21 protein-coding genes are annotated in these 19,880 nt (G+C 71.5%); 10 read left to right on the top strand and 11 right to left on the bottom strand.

The features are described 5' to 3' along the window. Positions 1-3 precede the first annotated feature (3 nt). Entirely contained in the window at positions 4-1,050 is a 1,047-nt protein-coding gene (locus tag ABTX60_RS34155) for an iron ABC transporter substrate-binding protein (protein WP_352100910.1), read from the bottom strand. Between the two features lie 180 nt (positions 1,051-1,230). Between ABTX60_RS34155 and ABTX60_RS34150 the strand changes: the two genes are divergently transcribed. Beyond that, on the top strand, positions 1,231-3,852 hold the full coding sequence (locus tag ABTX60_RS34150) for an AMP-binding protein (protein WP_352100909.1): 2,622 nt from the start codon (positions 1,231-1,233) through the stop codon (positions 3,850-3,852). On the opposite strand, the gene ABTX60_RS34145 is transcribed toward ABTX60_RS34150, so the two are convergent. From ABTX60_RS34145 to ABTX60_RS34135, 3 genes are all read right to left on the bottom strand, one after another. Then, complete coding sequence (locus tag ABTX60_RS34145; RefSeq protein ID WP_352100908.1) at positions 3,813-3,980, bottom strand: hypothetical protein; 168 nt, start codon at positions 3,978-3,980, stop codon at positions 3,813-3,815. The genes ABTX60_RS34150 and ABTX60_RS34145 overlap by 40 nt on opposite strands. Positions 3,981-4,040: 60 nt before the next feature. Beyond that, positions 4,041-4,544 carry a hypothetical protein gene (locus tag ABTX60_RS34140; RefSeq protein WP_352100935.1) on the bottom strand — a complete coding sequence of 168 codons (504 nt, stop codon included), beginning with the start codon at positions 4,542-4,544 and terminating at the stop codon, positions 4,041-4,043. A gap of 92 nt (positions 4,545-4,636) precedes the next feature. After that, positions 4,637-4,906 carry a hypothetical protein gene (locus tag ABTX60_RS34135; protein WP_352100907.1) on the bottom strand — a complete coding sequence of 90 codons (270 nt, stop codon included), beginning with the start codon at positions 4,904-4,906 and terminating at the stop codon, positions 4,637-4,639. A gap of 286 nt (positions 4,907-5,192) precedes the next feature. Here ABTX60_RS34135 and ABTX60_RS34130 point away from each other — a divergent pair, with 286 nt between their 5' ends. Beyond that, on the top strand, positions 5,193-5,825 hold the full coding sequence (locus ABTX60_RS34130) for a hemerythrin domain-containing protein (RefSeq protein ID WP_352100906.1): 633 nt from the start codon (positions 5,193-5,195) through the stop codon (positions 5,823-5,825). Positions 5,826-6,083: 258 nt separating this feature from the next. Continuing rightward, positions 6,084-6,713, top strand: a complete 630-nt coding sequence (locus ABTX60_RS34125; RefSeq protein ID WP_352100905.1) for a hemerythrin domain-containing protein — start codon at positions 6,084-6,086, stop codon at positions 6,711-6,713. Positions 6,714-7,041: 328 nt separating this feature from the next. Here ABTX60_RS34125 and ABTX60_RS34120 read toward each other — a convergent pair whose 3' ends face one another. After that, a complete protein-coding gene (locus ABTX60_RS34120) occupies positions 7,042-8,007 on the bottom strand; it encodes a pirin family protein (protein ID WP_352100904.1) in 966 nt (321 codons plus the stop codon). 126 nt (positions 8,008-8,133) lie between these two features. Here ABTX60_RS34120 and ABTX60_RS34115 point away from each other — a divergent pair, with 126 nt between their 5' ends. The 3 genes from ABTX60_RS34115 to ABTX60_RS34105 all read left to right on the top strand — a co-directional run bounded on the left by ABTX60_RS34115 (position 8,134) and on the right by ABTX60_RS34105 (position 9,490). Then, the gene (locus tag ABTX60_RS34115) at positions 8,134-8,616 is read left to right on the top strand and encodes a MarR family winged helix-turn-helix transcriptional regulator (protein WP_352100903.1); all 483 of its coding nucleotides are present in this window, start codon (positions 8,134-8,136) and stop codon (positions 8,614-8,616) included. Then, complete coding sequence (locus tag ABTX60_RS34110) at positions 8,613-9,059, top strand: MarR family winged helix-turn-helix transcriptional regulator (protein WP_352100902.1); 447 nt, start codon at positions 8,613-8,615, stop codon at positions 9,057-9,059. The genes ABTX60_RS34115 and ABTX60_RS34110 overlap by 4 nt, the downstream gene beginning before the upstream one ends. Before the next feature lie 71 nt (positions 9,060-9,130). Then, complete coding sequence (locus ABTX60_RS34105; RefSeq protein ID WP_352100901.1) at positions 9,131-9,490, top strand: tetratricopeptide repeat protein; 360 nt, start codon at positions 9,131-9,133, stop codon at positions 9,488-9,490. 60 nt (positions 9,491-9,550) lie between these two features. Here the strand turns inward: ABTX60_RS34105 and ABTX60_RS34100 are convergent, their stop codons facing one another. Next, the gene (locus tag ABTX60_RS34100) at positions 9,551-10,954 is read right to left on the bottom strand and encodes a PepSY-associated TM helix domain-containing protein (RefSeq protein WP_352100900.1); all 1,404 of its coding nucleotides are present in this window, start codon (positions 10,952-10,954) and stop codon (positions 9,551-9,553) included. Positions 10,955-11,107: 153 nt separating this feature from the next. Here ABTX60_RS34100 and ABTX60_RS34095 point away from each other — a divergent pair, with 153 nt between their 5' ends. Then, positions 11,108-11,752, top strand: a complete 645-nt coding sequence (locus ABTX60_RS34095) for a peptide deformylase (protein WP_352100899.1) — start codon at positions 11,108-11,110, stop codon at positions 11,750-11,752. A 147-nt stretch (positions 11,753-11,899) separates the two neighbouring features. After that, positions 11,900-13,492 carry an ABC-F family ATP-binding cassette domain-containing protein gene (locus ABTX60_RS34090; RefSeq protein ID WP_352100898.1) on the top strand — a complete coding sequence of 531 codons (1,593 nt, stop codon included), beginning with the start codon at positions 11,900-11,902 and terminating at the stop codon, positions 13,490-13,492. A 39-nt stretch (positions 13,493-13,531) separates the two neighbouring features. On the opposite strand, the gene ABTX60_RS34085 is transcribed toward ABTX60_RS34090, so the two are convergent. Continuing rightward, on the bottom strand, positions 13,532-14,962 hold the full coding sequence (locus ABTX60_RS34085) for a dihydrolipoyl dehydrogenase family protein (RefSeq protein WP_352100897.1): 1,431 nt from the start codon (positions 14,960-14,962) through the stop codon (positions 13,532-13,534). 119 nt (positions 14,963-15,081) lie between these two features. Between ABTX60_RS34085 and trxA the strand changes: the two genes are divergently transcribed. Next, on the top strand, positions 15,082-15,462 hold the full coding sequence (gene trxA, locus ABTX60_RS34080; protein WP_053673779.1) for a thioredoxin: 381 nt from the start codon (positions 15,082-15,084) through the stop codon (positions 15,460-15,462). A gap of 65 nt (positions 15,463-15,527) precedes the next feature. On the opposite strand, the gene ABTX60_RS34075 is transcribed toward trxA, so the two are convergent. The 4 genes from ABTX60_RS34075 to ABTX60_RS34060 all read right to left on the bottom strand — a co-directional run bounded on the left by ABTX60_RS34075 (position 15,528) and on the right by ABTX60_RS34060 (position 19,084). Beyond that, positions 15,528-16,964, bottom strand: coding sequence for a benzaldehyde dehydrogenase (locus ABTX60_RS34075; RefSeq protein WP_352100896.1), 1,437 nt, complete (start codon positions 16,962-16,964; stop codon positions 15,528-15,530). 21 nt (positions 16,965-16,985) lie between these two features. Beyond that, on the bottom strand, positions 16,986-17,117 hold the full coding sequence (locus ABTX60_RS34070; protein WP_352100895.1) for a hypothetical protein: 132 nt from the start codon (positions 17,115-17,117) through the stop codon (positions 16,986-16,988). A 166-nt stretch (positions 17,118-17,283) separates the two neighbouring features. Continuing rightward, a complete protein-coding gene (locus ABTX60_RS34065) occupies positions 17,284-18,333 on the bottom strand; it encodes a LacI family DNA-binding transcriptional regulator (RefSeq protein WP_502992448.1) in 1,050 nt (349 codons plus the stop codon). Between the two features lie 79 nt (positions 18,334-18,412). Beyond that, on the bottom strand, positions 18,413-19,084 hold the full coding sequence (locus ABTX60_RS34060; protein WP_352100893.1) for a TetR/AcrR family transcriptional regulator: 672 nt from the start codon (positions 19,082-19,084) through the stop codon (positions 18,413-18,415). Between the two features lie 127 nt (positions 19,085-19,211). On the opposite strand from ABTX60_RS34060, the gene ABTX60_RS34055 reads away from it, so the two are divergent. Further along, positions 19,212-19,775: an NAD(P)H-dependent oxidoreductase gene (locus ABTX60_RS34055; RefSeq protein ID WP_352100892.1), complete on the top strand. Its 564-nt coding sequence runs from the start codon at positions 19,212-19,214 to the stop codon at positions 19,773-19,775. Positions 19,776-19,880: the final 105 nt, after the last annotated feature.

Raw genomic sequence — 19,880 nt, 5'->3', positions numbered from 1 at the left:
GGGTCAGACCAGTCCGACGTCCTGGAGCATGGCCAGCGTCTCTCGGAGGGATTCCAGCTTGCCGAGGTCGATTTCGGGGGACTCCAGGGACTCGAACGGCGGCAGGTCCTCGACCTTGCTGGTGACGCCGGCGGCCAGCGGGTACTCCTTCGTCTCGTCCGCGAAGTAGGTCTGCGCCTCCTTCGACAGCAGGTAGTCCACGGCCTTCTGCGCCGTCGCGCTCTGCCCGCTGTCCTTGAGGATGCCGGCGCCGGCGACGTTGATCAGCGCGCCGGGGTCCTTGCCGGGCAGGAACTTGAGCTTCGCGCTGACCTTGTCCTCGCCCTTCTCCGCGACGCGCTCGTACCAGTAATAGTGGTTGACCAGTCCGAGCTCGACCTCGCCGGCCTCGACGGCGTCCAGGGTGGCGAGGTTGTGGGCGTAGGTCTTGGCGCCGTTCGTCTTCAGGTCCTCCAGCCATTTGCGGGTGGTGTCATCGCCCTTGAGGACCCGCATGCCGGTGACGAACGCCTGGAACGAGGCGTTGGTGGGCGCGAAGCCGACCTTGCCCTTCCACTCCGGCTTCACCACGTCGAAGACGCTGTCCGGGACCTTGTCCTCGGTGACCTTGTCCGGGTTGTACGCGATCACGCGGACGCGCCCCGAGAGGCCGACCCAGTCGCCGTCGGAGCCGCGGTAGGCGTCGTCGACCTCGTCGAGGGTCGCCTGCGGGAGCTTCTGCAGCATGCCTTCCCTGGACAGGGCACCGAGCGCGCCGGCGTCCTGGGAGAAGAACAGCCCGGCCTTGGTGCGGTCGCCCTCCTCCAGGATCTGGGCGGCGAGTTCCGCGCTGTCGCCGTAGCGCACCTCGACCTTGGCGCCGACGGCCTCCTCCAGCTTGTCCAAAAGTGGCTTGACCAGCTTCTCGTTGCGACCGGAGTAGATGACGAGGGAGGAGTCGCCGCTCCGGCCCGCGTCTTCCTTGTCCTCGGAGCCGCACGCGGCGAGGGCGGGGAACAGCAAACCGGCCGCGACCAGCGCGGTGATCCGACGAGCCGTGGGGCGTCGCATGGTGTGTGCCTTCCTACGGGGCTCGCCTGCACGCCGCCGGTCCTGTCGGTGGAGAGCGATGGGCGAAGCGATCCTGTGACCTTGCCGTGGCTTGTTTACGACCATGCTATGAATAAGGTAAACCTTGCCTAATCGTCAAGGGTTGTTAAAGCGGACGTTGCCGCGGAAAGGGCGCGCCCCGTGCTCCACCTCTCCGGATCCCTCCCGGCACCTGCCGTCCCCGACTCACCCTCCGCACCGTGGCCGAAAACCGTTCCGTTCGCGCGCGGACTCGCGGCGTACGGCGACCGCGTCGCGCTCATCACCGCGGACGGGGAGATGTCGTACCGCGAACTGGCCGAGCGGGTGGCCGCCACCGCCGAGCGCCTCGGGCCCGTACGGCGGCTGGTGCTGCTGGCCGGCGCCAACCGGACCGACGCGCTCGTCACGCACCTGGCCGCCCTGTCCGCCGGCCACCCCGTCCTGCTGGTCCCGGGAGACAGCGACAGCACGATCCGCTCGCTGACCGAGGCGTACTCCCCCGACGTCGTGGCCCGTCCACACGCCGACGGGACCTGGACCCTCGACGAGCGGCACCCCACGAGTGCCCACACCCTGCACCCGGACCTGGCCCTGCTGTTGAGCACCTCCGGCTCGACCGGTTCACCCAAGCTCGTACGTCTCTCCCACGACAACCTCCAGGCCAACGCCGAGTCCATAGCCACCTACCTCGGCATCGACGACACCGACCGGGCCGCCACCACCCTGCCCATGCACTACTGCTACGGCCTGTCCGTCATCCACAGCCACCTGCTGCGCGGCGCCGGACTCGTCCTCACCGAACGGTCGGTGTCCGACGCCGCCTTCTGGGAGGAGTTCCGCACCGCTCGCGGCACCTCGCTTTCCGGAGTGCCGTACACCTTCGATCTGCTCGACCGGGTCGGGTTCGAGCAGATGGAACTGCCCCACCTGCGCCGCGTCACCCAGGCCGGGGGTCGACTCGCGCCGGAACGCGTCGCCCGGTACGCCGAGCTGGGCCGCCGCTCAGGCTGGCAGCTGTTCGTGATGTACGGCCAGACCGAGGCCACAGCCCGCATGGCCTACCTCCCGCCGCAGCTCGCCGCCGAACGCCCCGAGGCCATCGGCGTCCCGATACCCGGCGGCTCCTTCCGGCTGCAGCCTGTCGATGGCCATGGTCCGGATGTCGGTGAACTGGTCTACTCGGGACGAAATGTGATGCTCGGTTACGCCGAGAGCCCTGCCGATCTCGCCCTCGGCCGGATCGTGGAGGACCTGCACACCGGGGACCTCGCCCGGCGCACGCCCGACGGGCTGTACGAGATTGTGGGCCGCCGCAGCCGCTTCGTGAAGATCCTCGGCCTGCGGATCGACCCGCAGCAAATCGAGACCCTGCTGGAGGAACACGGCGTCGCCGCGTACTGCGCGGGGGACGGGGAGACCCTCGCCGTCACCGCGCTCGGGGAGGCGGGCGGGGAAGGCGGCATCCGGCGGCTGATTGCGCACGACTGCGGACTCCCGGCCCGCACGATACGGGTACGGGCCATGGCCGAACTGCCCCGGCTGGCCTCGGGCAAGCCCGACTACGAGGCCGTACGACAACTGACGCGCCCCTCCGCGCAGGCGGCGCCCGACCCGGGGGAGGATCTGGTCCGCCTGTACGCGGAGATCCTCGACCGCGCCGACGTCACCGAGGAGAGCAGCTTCGTCAGCCTGGGTGGCGACTCCCTGTCCTACGTCGAGATGTCCCTGCGCCTGGAGGAGGCGCTGGGCCACCTGCCCGCCGACTGGCACACCAGAGCCATCCGCCAACTGCGGCCCCTGGCCGCACCCCTGGGGCAGCGCCCGGGCGCACAGGACGGATCGGTGCCAGGGCGGGACAAGGGCATCCGTGGCGCACTGCGGACCTGGACGAGTGCGCACTCCTGGCGGACCCGCCGCACCCTGGAGACAGGCGTCGTCCTGCGCGCCGTTGGGATCGTCCTCATCGTCGGCTCACACATCCGGATCTTCGACATCAAGGGCTTCGCCCATATCCTCCTCGGCGTGGCGGGCTACAACTTCGCCCGCTTCCTCCTGACCGACACCACACGCCACGAGCGCATACGGCGCCTGTGGCGCAGCATCGCCCGCATCGCCCTGCCGAGCATGGCATGGATCACCGGCGCCGTACTCCTGACCGACTTCTACGACCCCGCCAACGCCCTGCTGCTCAACACCCTCCTCGACCAGGGCAACGACCGCTTCGACTGGGCCTACTGGTTCGTGGAGGCCCTCGTCTACTTCCTGGTCGCCCTGGCCCTCCTCATGGCCGTACCGCTGCTGGACCGGCTGGAACGGCGTTACACCTTCGGGGTACCCCTGACACTCATGGCTGTCGGCCTGGTCGGCCGCTACGACCTGCCCGGCCTGGCGTCCCTCCGGCCCCAGCTGAGTCCCACCGTGGTCTTCTGGCTGTTCGCGCTGGGCTGGGCGGCCGCCCGGGCACACACCGTGCGGCAACGGGCCCTACTGACGACGGTGCTGCTCCTCACCGTGCCCGGCCTCTTCCCGGACCAGCCCCTGCGCACAGCCCTCGTGATCGCCGGGCTCGCACTGCTGATCTGGGTACCGACTCTGCCCAGCCTCGGCCCTGTCAGCGCGCTCACGGGCCTCCTGGCGAGCAGTTCCCTGTACATCTACCTGACGCACTATCAGGTCTACCCCTACCTCCAAGAGGACTTCCCGCTCACCGCCCTGTTCGCCTCACTGGCGGTCGGCGTCGGCTACGCGACGGTCGTCACCCGCGTGGCGCGTGTGGCGTAGAGGGCGATCTTCTTCTGGAGGTTGTCGTCGTGCGGAGCGCGCCCGACGACGGTGCTCGCCGCCGGCACTGCGGCGGCCTCCGGGAGGACGCCGACACGGCACACACTGGTGGCGTTAGGAACACGCACGGCCACACATCCCCACATGATCTCGCTGAGTGTGGGCTGTGACGTCCCCGACGCAGAAGCTCAGCCGGCTGTCGTGGCCAGGGCCTCCTCGGCCTGGCGGACGCGCCACTCCTCGACCCTCTCCTGCTGCTGGCGGGCTCGTTCGAGCAGCGTGTCGAGCCGGGCCGGGTCCAGGCGCTCGTCGACGGCGCTGAGCCGGCGCAGGGTCTGCCAGCCGGCCGCCTTCCCCTCGACTCCCAGCCGCAGGGCTTCGAGGTCCAGTACGGTGCCGAGCGGGGAGGGGCGTACCAGGTGGCCGTTGGGCTTAAGCCGTCCCAGCCTCTCGCCCGCCCAGCCCGCGCACACCTTGTAGCGGCGCACGGGGACGCCAAGGTCTCGCATGATGTCCAGCAGCGCTTTCCGGTCCTGGGCGATCTCGGCCGCTACGGGTTCGATCGCGCGGCCGAGCGCGGAACCGCGGGCGGTGCGCGCCAGGTGGGTGGCGCGTTCGGTGCCGGCCGTGGCGCCGGCGAGGTGGTCGTTGAGCGCTTCGTCCGGTGGGGCGGCGCTGGGCGACGCCGGAATTCGGAAAGGCGTTCATCTGCGGTCTCCTCGGGTTGCCGAGCCTGCCGGTATGCGAGCGGTGGATCAGCGCGGAGCCGGGCATCACCGGGGGTTCAGTCCGGGCCGCGGGGGAGGTAGTAGGTCTGTCTGAGGAACGCGGCCATGTCCTGCAGGGCCTGTCTGTATCCGGCTTTGTATTGCGCGTCGACATCTGTCCGGCGGCTTTCGGCCTCCGCCCAGGAGTCGAGGTGCCAAGCGATGAGCAGGTGGTTGCGGTACAGGGCGCCGTGCCTTCCGCCGAGGGCGGCTCGCGCGCGGTCCTCGTCCCAGTCCTCCAGGTCGCCGGTGTCGAAGGCAAGTAGTTGATCGTCGGTCTGCGGCACCGTTTCCCTCCTCGGGTCGGTCCCCGCCGTCACGGGTACCGCGGCAGCTTCCCGGAATGTTCGAATCAGCCAAGTCCGTGCCACTCTCGCGGTGACGGCTCACCGCTTGCACCTACCGACCGATGAGTCCCCCTGTCATGCCCCTCGTGAACGCTCGTCCGTGCAACCGGGCACGGACGTCGTTCCGCGTTGTACCGGGCCCGCCCGGGTACCCGGGCGGGCGTGGAGATCCGGGTAACCCCGGCAGGCGTCGCGGCCCGGCTCGGAAGCACCCATTGGAGCGGCCATGTCGAAGACCATCAAGGACCAGACCGTCGAGCAGCTCGGTGGAGGCAGCAGCATCCTGGTGCGGCAACGCCGTGAGCACGAGGAGATGGACCGGCTGATGGAGCAGTACCTGACCATGGACGACCTTCACCAGCGGGAACAGGTCCTGAAGCAGGTGGTGCAGCTGGTCTTCAGCCATGCCTTCGCCGAAGAGACGGTGCTGTGGCCCGCGGTACGAGCCTCGGTCCCGGACGGCGAGGAACTTACGGCCCGGGTCGAGGAAGAACATCAGCAGATCAATGATCTCGTTGCGGACATCGAGCGCCTTCCTGCCGGCGATCCCAGGCGGAAGGACAAGGTGCAGCGGGCCTTCGCGCTGATACGGCAGGACATCAGGGATGAGGAAGACCTCCTCCTCCCCCGGGTGCAGGAGACGATGAACACCGCCCGACTGCGCACACTCGGCACCACCTGGGCGGCGGTACGACAGACCGCCCCGACGCATCCGCACCCCGTCATCCCCCGCCGGCCTCCCGGGAACGCCCTGCTGGGTGTCCCGCTGAGCCTCTACGACCGCGTGCGAGACGCTCTCGGCATCGGCAGCTCCGCGTCACGACAACCTCATCATGAGGGAACCACTCCTTCGGAGTGATGCGCCGGTCGGCCAGCTGCTTGCACAGACTGTTGGAGATCAGCCGTGCGACGACCAGGCACGCGCCGTCGCGCGCTTGTGGAGGCTGTCGGCCGGCACTCGGCTGTCGGCTCCATGAGCCCCTTGGAAGGTCGGCCCGGCAAGCGAGCCCCGGGCTCGATCACTCGGGCGCGCGCTGGCCGTAGTCCCGCCGGCAAGTTGTTTGTCGCCGCCCGCGAGGGGTGACCCGGTCGCAGTCACCGGCGGAAAGGACAAGCGATGAGCGCGCAGTTCCCCGTGGACGACGAACCTCGACGTGAAAAGGCGGCGGAATTGCCCGACGACGATGTCGTCGCGATTCTCCTGCGGCAGCATTCCCGCGTCAGGGCTTTGTTCGGAGAGGTACGGGGGGCCGAGGGGGCCCGCAAGCAGGATGCCTCCAACGAGCTGCGGGCTCTGCTGGCCGTCCAGGAGACGGCCGAAGAGATGATCGCGCGCCCTGCTGCGAAGGACACCGCGGGCGAGGGCGAGGCCCACGCCCGTAATGCGGAGGAACAGAAGGCGAGCAAGGTGCTGGCCGAGCTGGAGAAGATGGACCTCTCCAGTCAGGAGTTCGACGTTCGGTTCCCGCAGTTCCAGCAGGACGTGCTCGCCCACGCCGGACGCGAGGAGGCGGTGGAGTTCCCGGCCCTGGAATCCGGTTGCACCCCAGAGCAGCGGCAGACCACGGGCAGGCGCCTCCTGACGGCCGAAAGGGCGGCTCCCACGCATCCGCACCCCACCACTGCCGGTTCGCCCGTGGCTAGTCACTCTCCTGCGCAGCACCTTTCGGATCGGACACAAGCGGCGCTGCCGACAGGCAGCGGTGACAGCGGAATCTTGTTGAACCTCCACAAGGCGGCCGTGTGAGCGACGCCGCCCCTCCGCATCGCTTGACTCGACCGTCAGCCAGGTCAGCATCGGTCCGGGCGCCGCCGAACCTGCAAACGCCTACACGAGCGCTGCAACTGGGAAAAGAACCTCGCATCCCAGCCTGACGAGGCGTCAGCGAAGTCAGCATCAGGTCAGCAAGAGTCCTGTCACAGCCACCCACAGAGAGCCACACCGTGGAATCGCCAACCGCACGAACCTGAGCCAGCCGGCTGTCTGGACGCCTTCCGGCAAGCAGGTTGAGATAGCGAGAATGGCCCGACCGCCTTCCGCCCCGCGGCCACCAATGCTGACGCGTTTCCGCAGGTCAGCGTGCCCTCCCCCGCGGCTTCAACGGCACCGGCGGCAGTTCCGGTGCGGGCAATGGTGCCCCGTCGTACCCCTTCACCTCTCCGAACCGGGAGCCTTCCATCCAGTCCCGACGCGCCTGCTCGATCTCCCCCTGTGTCCGCCCGATCCAGTTCCAGAACATGATCAGTTCCTCCTCGAACGGTTCGCCGCCCAGGAGCATCAGGCTCGCGTCCGATTCCGCCCTCAGGGGCAGCTCGCTGCGGCCGCAGCCGAGGTAGAGCATGGAGCCGGGCAGGACGGGGACGCCGTCGACGTGGGCCTCGCCGGACATGGACAGGACGGCGTACTCGAAGTCCGGTTCGAGGGGGAGGCGGACGTCCGCGCCTCGGGCCAGCGTCAGGTCGGCACCGACGATCGGGGTGTACGCGGTGCCGGGTGAGGTCGCCCCGTCGAGGTCGCCGAGGATCAGCGTGGCCGTGAGGCCGGGTGCCGTGACGACCGGCAGATCGGCGTGGTGTTCGAAGCGCGGGTCGGTGTGGCGGTGACTGTCGGGGAGCGCGACCCACAACTGCGCGCCGTGCAGGAAGCGGGCGTGCGAGCGCGGGCTCTCCTCGGAGTGGCTGATCGCCCGGCCGGAGGTCATCAGTCCCAGTTCGCGCGGGCGGATCGTCTGGAGGCTGCCGGTGGAGTCGCGGTGCAGCACCTCCCCCTCGTGCAGCCAGCTCACGGTCTGCAGACCCATGTGGGGGTGCGGCGGAACCTGCATGCCGGGCTCGTCGGCGATGTCGTCGGGACCGTAGTGGTCGACGAAGCACCAGGCCCCGACCATGCGGCGGCCGAGGTTGGGCAGCAGTCGGCGGACCTCGCTGGACTCGCCCAGTTTCACTCGGCGAGGGCTGAGGAGTTCACGCACCGGCTCCGCCACCACGAAGCCACGGCCGCCGCACAGGGAGGGGGCCGCTTCGCGCTCAAGATTGCTCATGGCGCACAACCTAGTCCGGCGCACGGGCCTGCGTCAGCGTCATGTTCGGGCCGTGGCGCGAGGGCGCGTCGCGGGCACTCCACAAGACAGTAGCCATGTACATAGTAGCCATGTACTGTATTCGGCATGAGCGACGGTTACGAGGGCGCGACGCCCGGGTTCCTGGTGTGGCGGCTGTCGATGAAGTGGCGGGTCGCGGTCGACCGCGCGGTGGCCCCGCTCGGCCTCACGCACGCGCAGTACTCGCTGGTCGCCTCACTGCACGGCATGCAGCGCTCCGGCGAACGGCCCAGCCAGCGCCGCCTCGCCGACCGCACCGGACTCGAACCGCTCTATGTGTCGAAGCTGGCCCGCGCTCTGGAGACGGCCGGCCTCCTGGAGCGCACCCGGGACCCACGGGACCCGCGCGCGGTGCAGCTCGCCCTCACCGAGCAGGGCCGTGCCGTCACCCGGCGGGCGATCGAGGTCGTCCACGGGCTCCTCGGGCAGCTCCTCGATCCGCTCGGCGGCCTCGGCAGCGCGCGTACCCGGGAATTCACACGCGAGCTGACGGCCCTGCTCGACGCACCTCTTGATCCCTTCAGCGAGAACGAGACGGAGCAGCCATGACCATCACCACGCCCCTCGCCGACCCCCGCGTCATCGCCCTGGCCCACTACGCCGGCCGGGCTCTCCTGGAGAACGTCCTGGCCCGGCACGGCATCACCTTCCAGCAGTCGGTCACCCTCCGGCTCGCCGCCCTCGCCGACGGCCCGGTCGCGCGCGAGCGGCTCGTCGACGGCGTCGCCGGCGCGCTGAAGATCGACGCGTCGGAGGTGCACGGCGTGCTCGACCGGCTGATCGACGCGCAGTTGCTGGCCCCGGACGGGGCGTCGGAGGTTCGGATCACGGACGCCGGGCGGGATCTGTATGCCACGACCTCCGGCGAGACGGCTCCCGTCACCGCCCGGATCTACGACGGCATCCCGGCGGAGGACCTGGCCGTCACGGGCCGGGTGCTGAGCCTGATCACCGAGCGGGCCGGTGCCGAGCTGGCCGCCCTCACCCGCTAGCTCCGAACCCCGTCCGGCCAGTGGAATATCCGGCCGCCGGGCCCGGTTGTCGGCCTCGAAGGAGGCACCGAGTGAACACGACCCAGGACACCACGTACTACGCCCACGGGACCCCGGCCGAGCGCTGGGAGCGCGCGCGGCTGTTCTTCGACGCCAAGGACTACGCCGCCGCCGCGCGTGTCCTGATCGGGCTGGTGGAGGAGGTGCCCGAGCAGACCGGGCCCCGGCTGCTCCTGGCGCGTTCCTACTACCACTCCGCTCAACTGCACCGCGCCGAGAGCGAGTTGCGGACGATCGTCGAGCGGGACCCCGTGGAGCACTACGCCCGGCTGATGCTGGGCCGCACGCTCCAGCGGCAGAACCGGCACGAGGAGGCGGAGTCGCACCTGCGGATCGCCTCGGCGCTCGCGGGTGACTTCGAGCAGCGCTGACCCGCCGCGCACCTGACGATGCCCCGCTCCGTGCGGAGCCGGGCGTCGTCGTCGGTCCCGCTACGAGACCGGCGTCCTGTACGACCGCCGTCCCCGCCGGTGGGCGATCTCCCCGAGCAGGATGTCGACGGCGAGGAAGGCCGCCAGCGGGATGCCGAACAGCGGCAGGAAATACCCGAGTACGGCGACGCCCGCCAGCAGCGGCACCAGGATCTGGGGCGGAACCTGCTGCCAGGCGCCGCGCGGGATCGGACGACCGAACGAGGCGCCCCGGCCCCGCTGCCACCACATGCGGTAGCCCAAGACGATCAGCAGGATCAGGGAGGCCGCGAGCAGCATCAGGGCGATCTGGTTGGCCAGGCCGAACATGACTCCGGTGTGCAGGTCGATGCCCCACCGGGTGAGCTTCGCGAGCACCGGATGATCCGCGAAGCGCACCACGTCGGTGACCTCGCCGTCGGCCGGGTCGATCGCGACGGCGTCCTGCTTGGTGGGCCAGCTGCGCTGCACCTGCTTGACCACGTACGCCGAGTCCGCATCCGCGGGCGGCACGATCTCCACCGGGTCGCCCAGCCCCTCGGCCCGCGCCGCCGACAGGACCTTGTCCAGACCCACCCCGTGCGCGGCGTCGCCCGCCTGCCCGGCGGCGGAGCCGTGGCCGGCGTGTTCACCGCCGGCGGCCGCCGACACCGACGGGGTGGCCTGGCCGAGCGAGGTCCGCAGCTCGTCGATGGTGGCCCCGGCATAGGCGGACCAGGTCAGGCCGGTCGCCGAGATGCAGAAGAACCCGATCGCCGCCCATGCGCCGACGGTGCCGTGCAGTCCGAGGGTGCGGCGCCGGCCCTTCGTCCCCCGAACCTTGCCCAGCGCGCGGCGCCGGGAGAACCACAGCACCAGCCCGCCCGCCGAGATCACCCACAGCCAGCTGGCCGCCAGTTCGCCGTACAGCCGCCCCTGCTCCCCCAGGTGCAGGTCCCGGTGGAACTCGTCGATCCAGGTGCGCAGCGGCAGCGCGCCGGTCGAGCCGTACTGTTCGAGAGCGCCGCGCACCTTCGCGGTGTACGGGTCGACGAACACGGCGAGCGCGTGGCCCTCGCCGACGCCCGGGACTCCGGACAGCATCACCCTGGTCGTGGCGTCGGCCTCGGGTGAGGGGCGCACGGCCGAGACGGTGCCCTCGGGGTGGGCCTTGCGGGCGGCGGCCACCTGCTCGCTGATCGGCAGCTTCTTCTCGCCGACGGGGACGGTCAGTTCGTGGTCGTACACGAGCTTCTCGGCCTGGAAGGAGCCGGCGTACAGCAGGCCGGTGACGGCGGCGACGAGGAGGAACGGCGCCACCAGCACCCCGGCGTAGAAGTGCAGACGGAGGATCAGCGGGCGCAGGGTGGCCCAGCCGCTCTTCGGCGGCGCCGGGGCGGCCGGCTGCGGGGCCTCGTCCGTGGTGGTCGAGGGGGCGGTGGTCATCGGCGGGCTTCTCCGGGTACGTCTTCTGGGCCGTTGCGGTGTGAGCGGTGGCCGTTGCGGTGCAGTAGTCGGGGCGGCGGGGCGTTCAGTTCCCGGGGAACATGCGTGACGTGCATCACATAGAGGTGGAGGGTGTCGTGCCATCCTGACGCGATGGGAACGACGGGCGATCGCGCACCCCTGGCCGAGCGGGTCGGGCAACTCCTCGACGGGGGACTCCCGTTGACCATTGTCGCGGCCGGCGACCCTGTGCTGCGGCAGGGCACGGAGCCGTACGACGGTCAGCTGGAGCCCGCCCTGCTGGCCCGGTTCATCGAGGCGCTGCGGGTCACCATGCGCGCGGCACCCGGGGTCGGTCTGGCGGCGCCGCAAGTCGGTGTGCCGCTCAGGATCGCGGTGATCGAGGATCCGGCGCCGGTGCCGGAGGAGGTGCGGCTGGCGCGCGGGCGGGTGCCGCAGCCGTTCCGTGTGCTGGTCAATCCCTCCTACGAGCCGGTCGGGGACGCGCGGGCCGCGTTCTTCGAGGGCTGCCTGAGCGTCCCGGGCTGGCAGGCGGTGGTGGCGCGGCCCGCCGAGGTGCGGCTGACCGGGCAGGACGAGCACGGACGGGCACTGGACGAGGTGTTCAGGGGCTGGCCGGCACGGATCGTGCAGCACGAGACGGATCACCTCGACGGCGTCCTCTATGTGGACCGTGCCGAGTCGCGTTCACTGTCGTCCAACCAGGCGATGGCGGAGCGCTGGGCCCAGTCGACACCTCAGGAGGCGGCGCGGGCACTGGGCTTCGAGCTGCCGTAGCCCGGGCAGGCCGTCCGGCCGAAATTCGGAGGCGCTCGGCGCGGTGCCTCCGTTACCGTGGCCGCATGTCTACGCCCCGAATTTCCTAGCCGAGGACCCACTTCCACGCCACCCGTGTGTCCTCTTGCTTGTTCGGAGCGTTTTCTCATGATCACCGTTCGTGATGTCGACGTGCGCGTGGGCGCGCGTCTGCTGCTGTCCGGCGTCTCCTTCCACGTCTCCCCCGGCGACCGCATCGGCCTGGTCGGCCGCAACGGCGCCGGGAAGACGACCCTGTTGCACACCCTGGCGGGCGAACTGCGGCCCGCGGCCGGCTCTGTCGTCCGCGCGGCCGGTGTCGGGCATCTCCCCCAGGACTCCCGCGCCGCCGACCAGTCGGTCACCGTCAGCGACCGGCTCCTGTCCGCGCGCGGTCTGGACCTGGCCGTGCGGGCGCTGCGCGGCGCCGAGGCCGCCATGGCCGACGGGACGGAGCGGTCGATGAACGCCTATGTGCGGGCCGAGGCCGAGTTCCAGGCCCGCGGCGGGTACGCGGCCGAGGCGGATGCCGCCCGGGTCGCCGCCGGGCTCGGCCTGCCCACCGCCCTGATGGACCGGCCGCTCAGCGCTCTGTCGGGCGGTCAGCGTCGGCGCGTGGAACTGGCCCGCATCCTGTTCGCCGGGCACGGCACCCTGCTGCTGGACGAGCCGACGAACCACCTCGACGCGGCCTCGATCGCCTGGCTGCGCACCTTCCTGACGAGTCATCAGGGCGGCCTGGTGATGATCAGCCACGACACGTCACTGCTGGCCGGCACCGTGAACCGGGTCTTCCATCTGGATCCGGGGCGGGCCGCGCTCGACCTCCACAACACCGGCTGGGACACCTACCTGGCGCAGCGGGAGGCCGACGAGCGGCGACGGGCACGCGAGCGGGCGAACGCCGAACGCAAGGCGGCAGCGCTGCACGCCCAGGCCGGCAAGATGCGGGCCCGGGTGTCGACCGCGGTGGCCGCGCGGAACATGGCACGTCGTGCGGACCGGCTGCTCTCCGACCTCGAACCGGCCCGGCGCACCGAGAAGACGGCCAGGATCCGGCTCCCCGAGCCGGCGCCCTGCGGCCGCATCCCGCTCGGCGCGGTGAGCCTGAGCAGGTCGTACGGCGGTCAGCACGTACTGCGGGGTGTCGACCTGGCCGTGGACCGGGGCAGCCGGCTGGTGGTGCTCGGTCCCAACGGCGCCGGGAAGACCACCCTGTTGCGCGTCCTCGCCGGCCAGGACAGGCCCGACGGCGGCCGGGTGGTCCACGGGCACGGTCTGCGCCTGGGCTACTTCGCGCAGGAACACGACACCCTGGACCCGCGGTCGACGGTCTTCGAGCACCTGGCCGGTGCCGCCCCGCATCTCACCGACGGTGAAGTCCGCCAGGTCCTGGGCGCGTTCCTGTTCACCGGCGACGACGCCGGCAAGCCGGTCGGCGTCCTGTCCGGCGGCGAGAAGACCCGGCTCGCCCTGGCGGGTCTGGTGCACTCGGGCGCGAACGTCCTGCTCCTCGACGAACCCACCAACAACCTGGACCCGGCCTCCCGGGCCGAGGTCCTGGCAGCGGTGGGCACCTACCCGGGCGCGATCGTGATGGTCACGCACGACGAGGGCGCCGTGGACGCGCTGCGGCCGGACCGGGTGCTGCTGCTGCCGGAGGCCGAGGAGGACCTGTGGGACGACGACTACCGGGAGCTGGTGGTGCCCGCGCACGCGTGAGGCCGGCCGGCGCCGCTCGGGCGCCGGCCGGTGCGCGGGTCAGGCGTCCCGGTACGCCTCCAGCAGCCGCAGCCACACCTCGCTGATCGTCGGGTAGGACGGGACGGCGTGCCACAGGCGGCTGACCGGGACCTGGCCGGCGACCGCGATGGTCGCGGAGTGGATGAGTTCGCCGACGCCGGGCCCGACGAGGGTGACGCCGCGCAGGATCTCTTCCTCGAGGTCGACGACCATGCGGGCGCGGCCCTGGTAGCCGTCGGCGTACAGGCCGGCCCCGGCGACGGTGGACAGGTCCACGTCGACGGCTTTCACCCGGTGACCCGCCTGTTCCGCCTCGGCCAGGGACAGGCCCACGGCCGCCGCCTCCGGGTCGGTGAAGACGACCTGGGGGACGGCCGCGTGGTCGGCCGTCGCGGCGTGGGCGCCCCAGGGCTCGACGACGGAGGGCTCCCCCGTGGCGCGTGCGGCGATGGCCGCGCCGGCGATGCGGGCCTGGTATTTGCCCTGGTGGGTGAGGAGGGCACGGTGGTTCACGTCGCCGACGGCGTACAGCCAGTCGTGGCCGGACACGCGAAGGCTGTCGTCGACCGGTAGCCAGGAGCCGGGGTCGAGGCCGATCGACTCAAGCCCGATGTCGTCGGTGCGCGGGGCGCGGCCGGTGGCGAAGAGGATCTCGTCGGCCTCGATGCGCTCGCCCGTGCCGGTGACGACCACGACCGTCCCGTTCTCCCGCGTCACCGACTCCACGGACGTGCCCGTACGGACGTCCGCGCCGGCCTCAGTGAGCGCTTCGGCGATCAGTTCCCCGGCGAAGGGCTCCATCCGGGGCAGCAGGCCCTTGCCGCGGACCAGCAGGGTGACCTTCGAGCCGAGGGCCTGCCACACGGTGGCCATCTCGGTGGCGACGACGCCGCCGCCGATCACGATCAGCCGGCCGGGCACCGTCTTGGAGCTGGTGGCCTCCCGGCTGGTCCACGGCTTGACGGCGTCGAGCCCGGGCAGGCCGGGCAGGGCGGCGCGGCTGCCGGTGCAGACGGCGACGGCGTGCCGGGCGGTCAGGACGCGCTCGCCGCCGTCGGGTGCGGTGACCGTCACCGTGCGGGGGCCGGTCAGACGCCCGTGGCCGCGGTACAGGTCGGCGCCGATGGAGTCGAGCCATCCGACCTGGCCGTCGTCCTTCCAGTCCGAGGTGTAGTAGTCCCGGTGGGCGAGGACCGCGGCCGCGTCGAGGGGGCCCTGGACCGACTGGCGCAGGCCCGGCACGCGGCGGGAGTCCGCGCGGGCGATGACCGGCCGCAGCAGGGCCTTGCTGGGCATGCACGCCCAGTAGGAGCACTCGCCGCCGACCAGCTCGCTCTCCACGACCGCGGTGGTCAGTCCGGCGGCCCGGGTGCGGTCGGCGACGTTCTCCCCCACGGGCCCGGCCCCTAGCACCACGACGTCGTACGCGTTGGTTTCCGTTTCCGTCATGGGGTCAGTCTGGTGGGTGGTGTGCGCCCTGGCCACATGGGTAGGGGCGCGGAATACGTGTCCGGTCGGCCGTGTTGTGCCGACGGCTTGACCCCACACCAGGAAGAGGGATGTACGCCATGAGCAGCACCGTGGAGCTCACCAAGGAGAACTTCGACCAGACGGTCACGGACAACGAGTTCGTCCTGATCGACTTCTGGGCCGACTGGTGCGGGCCGTGCAAGCAGTTCGCCCCGGTGTACGAGAAGGCGGCCGGGGAGAACCCGGACCTGGTGTTCGGCAAGGTGGACACCGAGGCGCAGCCCGAGCTGGCCGCGGCCTTCGGTATCCAGTCCATTCCCACGCTGATGATCGTCCGTGACCAGGTCGCCGTGTTCGCGCAGCCGGGCGCCCTGCCCGAGGCCGCCCTGACGGACGTCATCGGGCAGGCCCGCAACCTCGACATGGACGAGGTCCGCAAGGCGGTCGCCGAGCAGCAGGCGCAGCAGCCGGCCGAGTGAGCCGGCCGGGGGCCCGGACGACCGGGCCCTCCGGGCCGGCCTCCCGTGCACGGGGCGCGGGAGCTCTAGAAGGGATACGGGGCGACGTCTCCGCGCACCGTCGTCCAGCGCAGTTCGGTGAAGGCCTCCAGATTGGCCTCACCTCCGAAGCGCGCGCCGGTGCCGGAGGCGGCGACTCCGCCGAAGGGCGCAACGGCCTCGTCGTTCACGGTCTGGTCGTTGATGTGGACGATGCCGGTCGCGATGCGCTCGGCCAGGTCGAGGCCGCGGGCCGGGTCCCTGGTGACGATGCCCAGGGAGAGGCCGTAGGGGCTCTGCGCGGCCAGGGCCGCCGCCTCGTCGGTGGTGCTGAAGGAGCGGACGGGCGCCACCGGGCCGAAGACCTCCTCCGTGTAGGCGGGGGTGCGGTCGTCGACGTGGGCGAGGACCGTCGGCCGGTAGAAGAGCCTGTCGTGGGTGCCCCCGGCGGCGAGCTTCGCGCCCGCGGCCGTGCTGGCCTCGACCAGGCCGCTGATCTTGGCGAGCTGGCCCGAGTCGATGATGGGGCCCAGGTGGACCTGACCCCGGTACGGGTCACCGACCGCGAGTGAGTCCGCCTTCGCGGCCAGCCGCTCGACGTACTCGTCGTAGAGGGACGCGTGCACCAGATGGCGCCCGGTGGTCATGCAGATCTGGCCCTGGTGGAAGAACGAACCCCAGGCGGCCGTGGATATCACGGCGTCGAGATCGGCGTCCTCCAGCACGATCATGGCCGAGTTGCCGCCCAGTTCCAGGTGGGCCCGCTTGAGGTGACGGCCGGCGGCCTCGCCCACGGCCCGTCCGGCGGCGGTGGAGCCGGTGAACGAGATGATCGGCACGCGCGGGTCGGCGACCAGGGCCTGTCCGGCGTCCGGGCCGCCGGGCAGCACGTGGAGCAGGTCCTCCGGCAGGCCCGCGGCGGCGAAGACCGCGGCCAGGGACAGCCCTCCGCAGACGGCCGTGCGCGGGTCCGGCTTCAGCAGGACGGCGTTGCCCAGCGCCAGCGCCGGTGCGACGGAGCGGATGGACAGGATCAGGGGCGCGTTGAACGGCGAGATCACGCCCACGACGCCGGCCGGGACGCGGCGCGTGTACGACAGGCGCGGCGCCTCGCTGGGCAGCACCTGTCCGGCCGGGCGGGAGGCGAGCGCGGCGGCCTCGTAGCACTCCTGGGCTGCGACGTGCAGCTCGAAGTCGGCCTTGCCGGGGACGGAACCCGATTCGCGGACGAGCCATTCGCGCAGTTCGGCGGCGTGCGCGGTGAACAGGTCGCCGGCCTTGCGGAGCACGGCGGCACGGGCGAAGTGCGGGGTGCGGGCCCACGCGGTCTGGGCGGTGGCGGCCCGTCCGGCGGCGGCCTCGACGTCCTCGGGGCCGGCGAGGGCGAGCGTGCCGAGGGCTTGGCCGGTGGCGGGCTCGGTGACGGTGTACCCGGGCCCCGCGAGGCTGCGGGGCTGCCAGGTCTTCGTGTCGAGCAACGGCATGACGGCTCTCCGATCGATCGGTCACCGGCTGACGGGCGAGCGGAACTCCCGTGCGTGCGCGGCCGGTTCGGCGGTCACATGGCGGAACGCGCCGAGCGGGCGCGGCGGTGCGCCGCGGCCCGCGCAGGAACGCGCCCCCGTTTTGTTGAGCATGCAACATCCTAGCCGTGCCGCGCACGCGGACGGGACCGCCCGCCGATCGCCTTGCGTCTATCGCCGAGGGACATCGGGCGTACGTCTGACGCTCGCCCTCTCCCGGATGGCGGCCGGCGACTGCCGTCCGGCACCTGGCAACTGACGGAGGGTCACAAACGCCCGGTCAGCTCGATTCGCGGTGCAGCACGGTCGCCCCCAGCACCTTGTGCGTCTCGGGCTCGGTGGCGGGATTGCGCACCGCCCGGTCGACCAGTTCGGCGAGTTCGCGCCCGGACGGCAGCCGCAGGCGGACCGTGCTGAGCCGGGGCCGCAGCAGCCGCCCGAGCACCAGGTCGTCGGCCCCGATCACGGCCGTCTCCTCGGGGATGCGGATGCCCTCGTCCAGCAGGGCACGCATCAGCAGCATCGCGTACTCGTCGTTGTAGGTGAACACCGCGTCCAGGCCCAGCGCGCGCCAGCGGGCGGCGAGACGCGCGGCGGCCTCCTCGTCGTAGGCGAGGGGCAGTTCGGTCACCGTGGCCTCGGTGCCGCGCACCGACTGGCGCACGCCGTCGAGGCGGGGTGCGGAGAACGCCTCGAGGCCGGGCTCCTGAGGGACGACGACGCCGATCCGGCGTCTGCCGCGGTCGTAGAGGTGGGCGCCCGCGCTGTGGCCGACGACGTCGTGGTCCATGAGCAGCGCGTGCGCGCCCTCGATGGTCTCGGGGCCGAGGGTGACCACGGCTCGCGCTCCGGAGCGCTTGAGCACCGCCACCCCGCGCGGGCCTAGCCCGGAGCCGGGCACGAGCACGGCCACGGGCCGCAACTCGGCCCAGACCCGGGCGGCTTCGTCGCCGTGCGGGCCGCCGGTGCCGTGCTGCACGACCGTGTAGTCCAGGGCGGCGAGCGACCCCTGGAGGTCGGCGAGGAAGCGGCTGTAGAGCGGGCCGACCGGGAAGGTCGGCGCGGGGATCAGGACCATACGGCTGTGCCCGGCGCGCAGACTGCGGGCCGCGGCGTGGGGCACGTAACCGAGTTCCTTCGCGGCCTCGTGCACACGGCGGCGGGTGGGTTCGCTGATCCGTACGGCGCTGGTGTTGTTGAGGACGTAGGAGACGGTCGCGCGCGAGACGCCGGCCAGGCGGGCCACATCGGCGCTCGTGGGCACGGAGCGCGACGGTGCGGGGGACGGGGGCGCGGGCGTTTTCGGTATCTGCACCATGACGTAGGGCATCTTGGCAGAAGCCCCAATGCGCCCGTCCGGCGGGGGAGTTGTGAGAAACCCGTGAGCGCTCACGGGTTACGGGGGGTGTCTAACGGCAGGCGGTGCCCGTGCCCGTGACCCGGTCGACCAGGTCGACCCACGCGGCCTCCAGCCGGGCCATGGGGATCCCGCACTGCCTGGTCAGATGGTGGATCAGGGCCGGGTCCAGCTGGCCCATCAGCGCGTGGGAGAGAAGATCGCAGTCGGCGTCGGGGACGGCCTGGCGCAGCAGCATCTCGATGTGGTGCCGCAGCACGCGGCGGGCGGGTGCGACGAAGCGGCGGTTCGCGCCGGGCTCGGCCGCCAGCTGCAGCTCCAGGTCGTCGGCGGAGCGGCGCAGCATGGCGCAGCCGAACGCCCGCAGCCGCTCCACGGGCGGCGCTCCGGGTCCGAGCGGCGGCGGGCCGCCGAGGAAGGCGGCCTGGAACTTCTTCTCCGAGTGGTCGAGCAGTGCCGTCAGCAGGCCGGTACGGTCGCCGAACCTGCGGAAGACGGTGCCCTTGCCGACACAGGCCTCGGCGGCCACGGCCTCCATCGTGACCGCCTCCGCGCCGCGCTCCGCCACCAGCCTCCCCGCGGCCTCCAGCAGCCGGGCGCGATTGCGCGCCGCGTCGGCCCGCAGGCACGGCTCGTCACCCTCCAGGGCGGTGCCGAGCTGAAGCAGCTCGGGATGGTCGACGGGCTCCTGGGGCGTCGGGAAGGGGGGCGGGGCGGTGGACATGAAGCCAGCGTAAAGCATCGGGAACAAAACTGGACCGGGGTCCGTTTAGGATGCTAGAAAGTTAAACGGACCCCGGTCCGGATCGTCATCAGTGTCTCAGAGCAGTGCCTCAGATGTGGGAGTCAGCATGTCCGTTCGTATCGTCGCCCTCGTCGGCAGCCTCCGCGCCGGTTCGCACAACCGTCAGCTCGCCGAGGCGGCCGTCAAGCTCGCTCCCGAAGGGGCCGAGGTGGACCTGTTCGAGGGTCTGGCCGAGATCCCCTTCTACAACGAGGACATCGACGTGGAGGGCAGCGTCCCGGCCGCCGCCGCGCGGCTGCGTGCGGCCGCGAACGCCGCCGACGGCCTGATCCTTTTCACCCCCGAGTACAACGGCACCATCCCGGCCGTGCTGAAAAACGCCATCGACTGGCTGTCCCGCCCGTACGGTGCCGGTGCCCTCAACGGCAAGCCGGTCGCCGTGGTCGGCACCGCGTTCGGCCAGTACGGCGGTGTCTGGGCGCACGACGAGACCCGCAAGTCCGTCGGCGTGGCCGGCGGCAAGGTCCTTGAGGACGTCAAGCTGTCCATCCCCGGTTCGATGACCCGCTTCGCCGAGACGCACCCGGCCGACGACGCCGAGGTCGCCGAGCAGCTGACCGAGGTCATCGCCCGGCTGCACGGTCACGCCTCGGAGCCCGCCGCGGCCTGACGCCCCACCTCGCACCCACGGAGGGGCCCGGGCCGGAAACGGCCCCGGGCCCTCCGGCATGTCGGCGGCAGTCGCCCTGGCCGGCTGCGGCTCGCACCAGACCGG

Origin of the sequence: Streptomyces sp. NPDC126510, assembly GCF_040302345.1 — a bacterium.
In the GTDB taxonomy this organism is placed as follows: domain Bacteria; phylum Actinomycetota; class Actinomycetes; order Streptomycetales; family Streptomycetaceae; genus Streptomyces.
The sequence above is the reverse complement of the archived record's forward strand: the minus strand, read 5'-3'. Positions and strand labels throughout refer to the sequence as shown.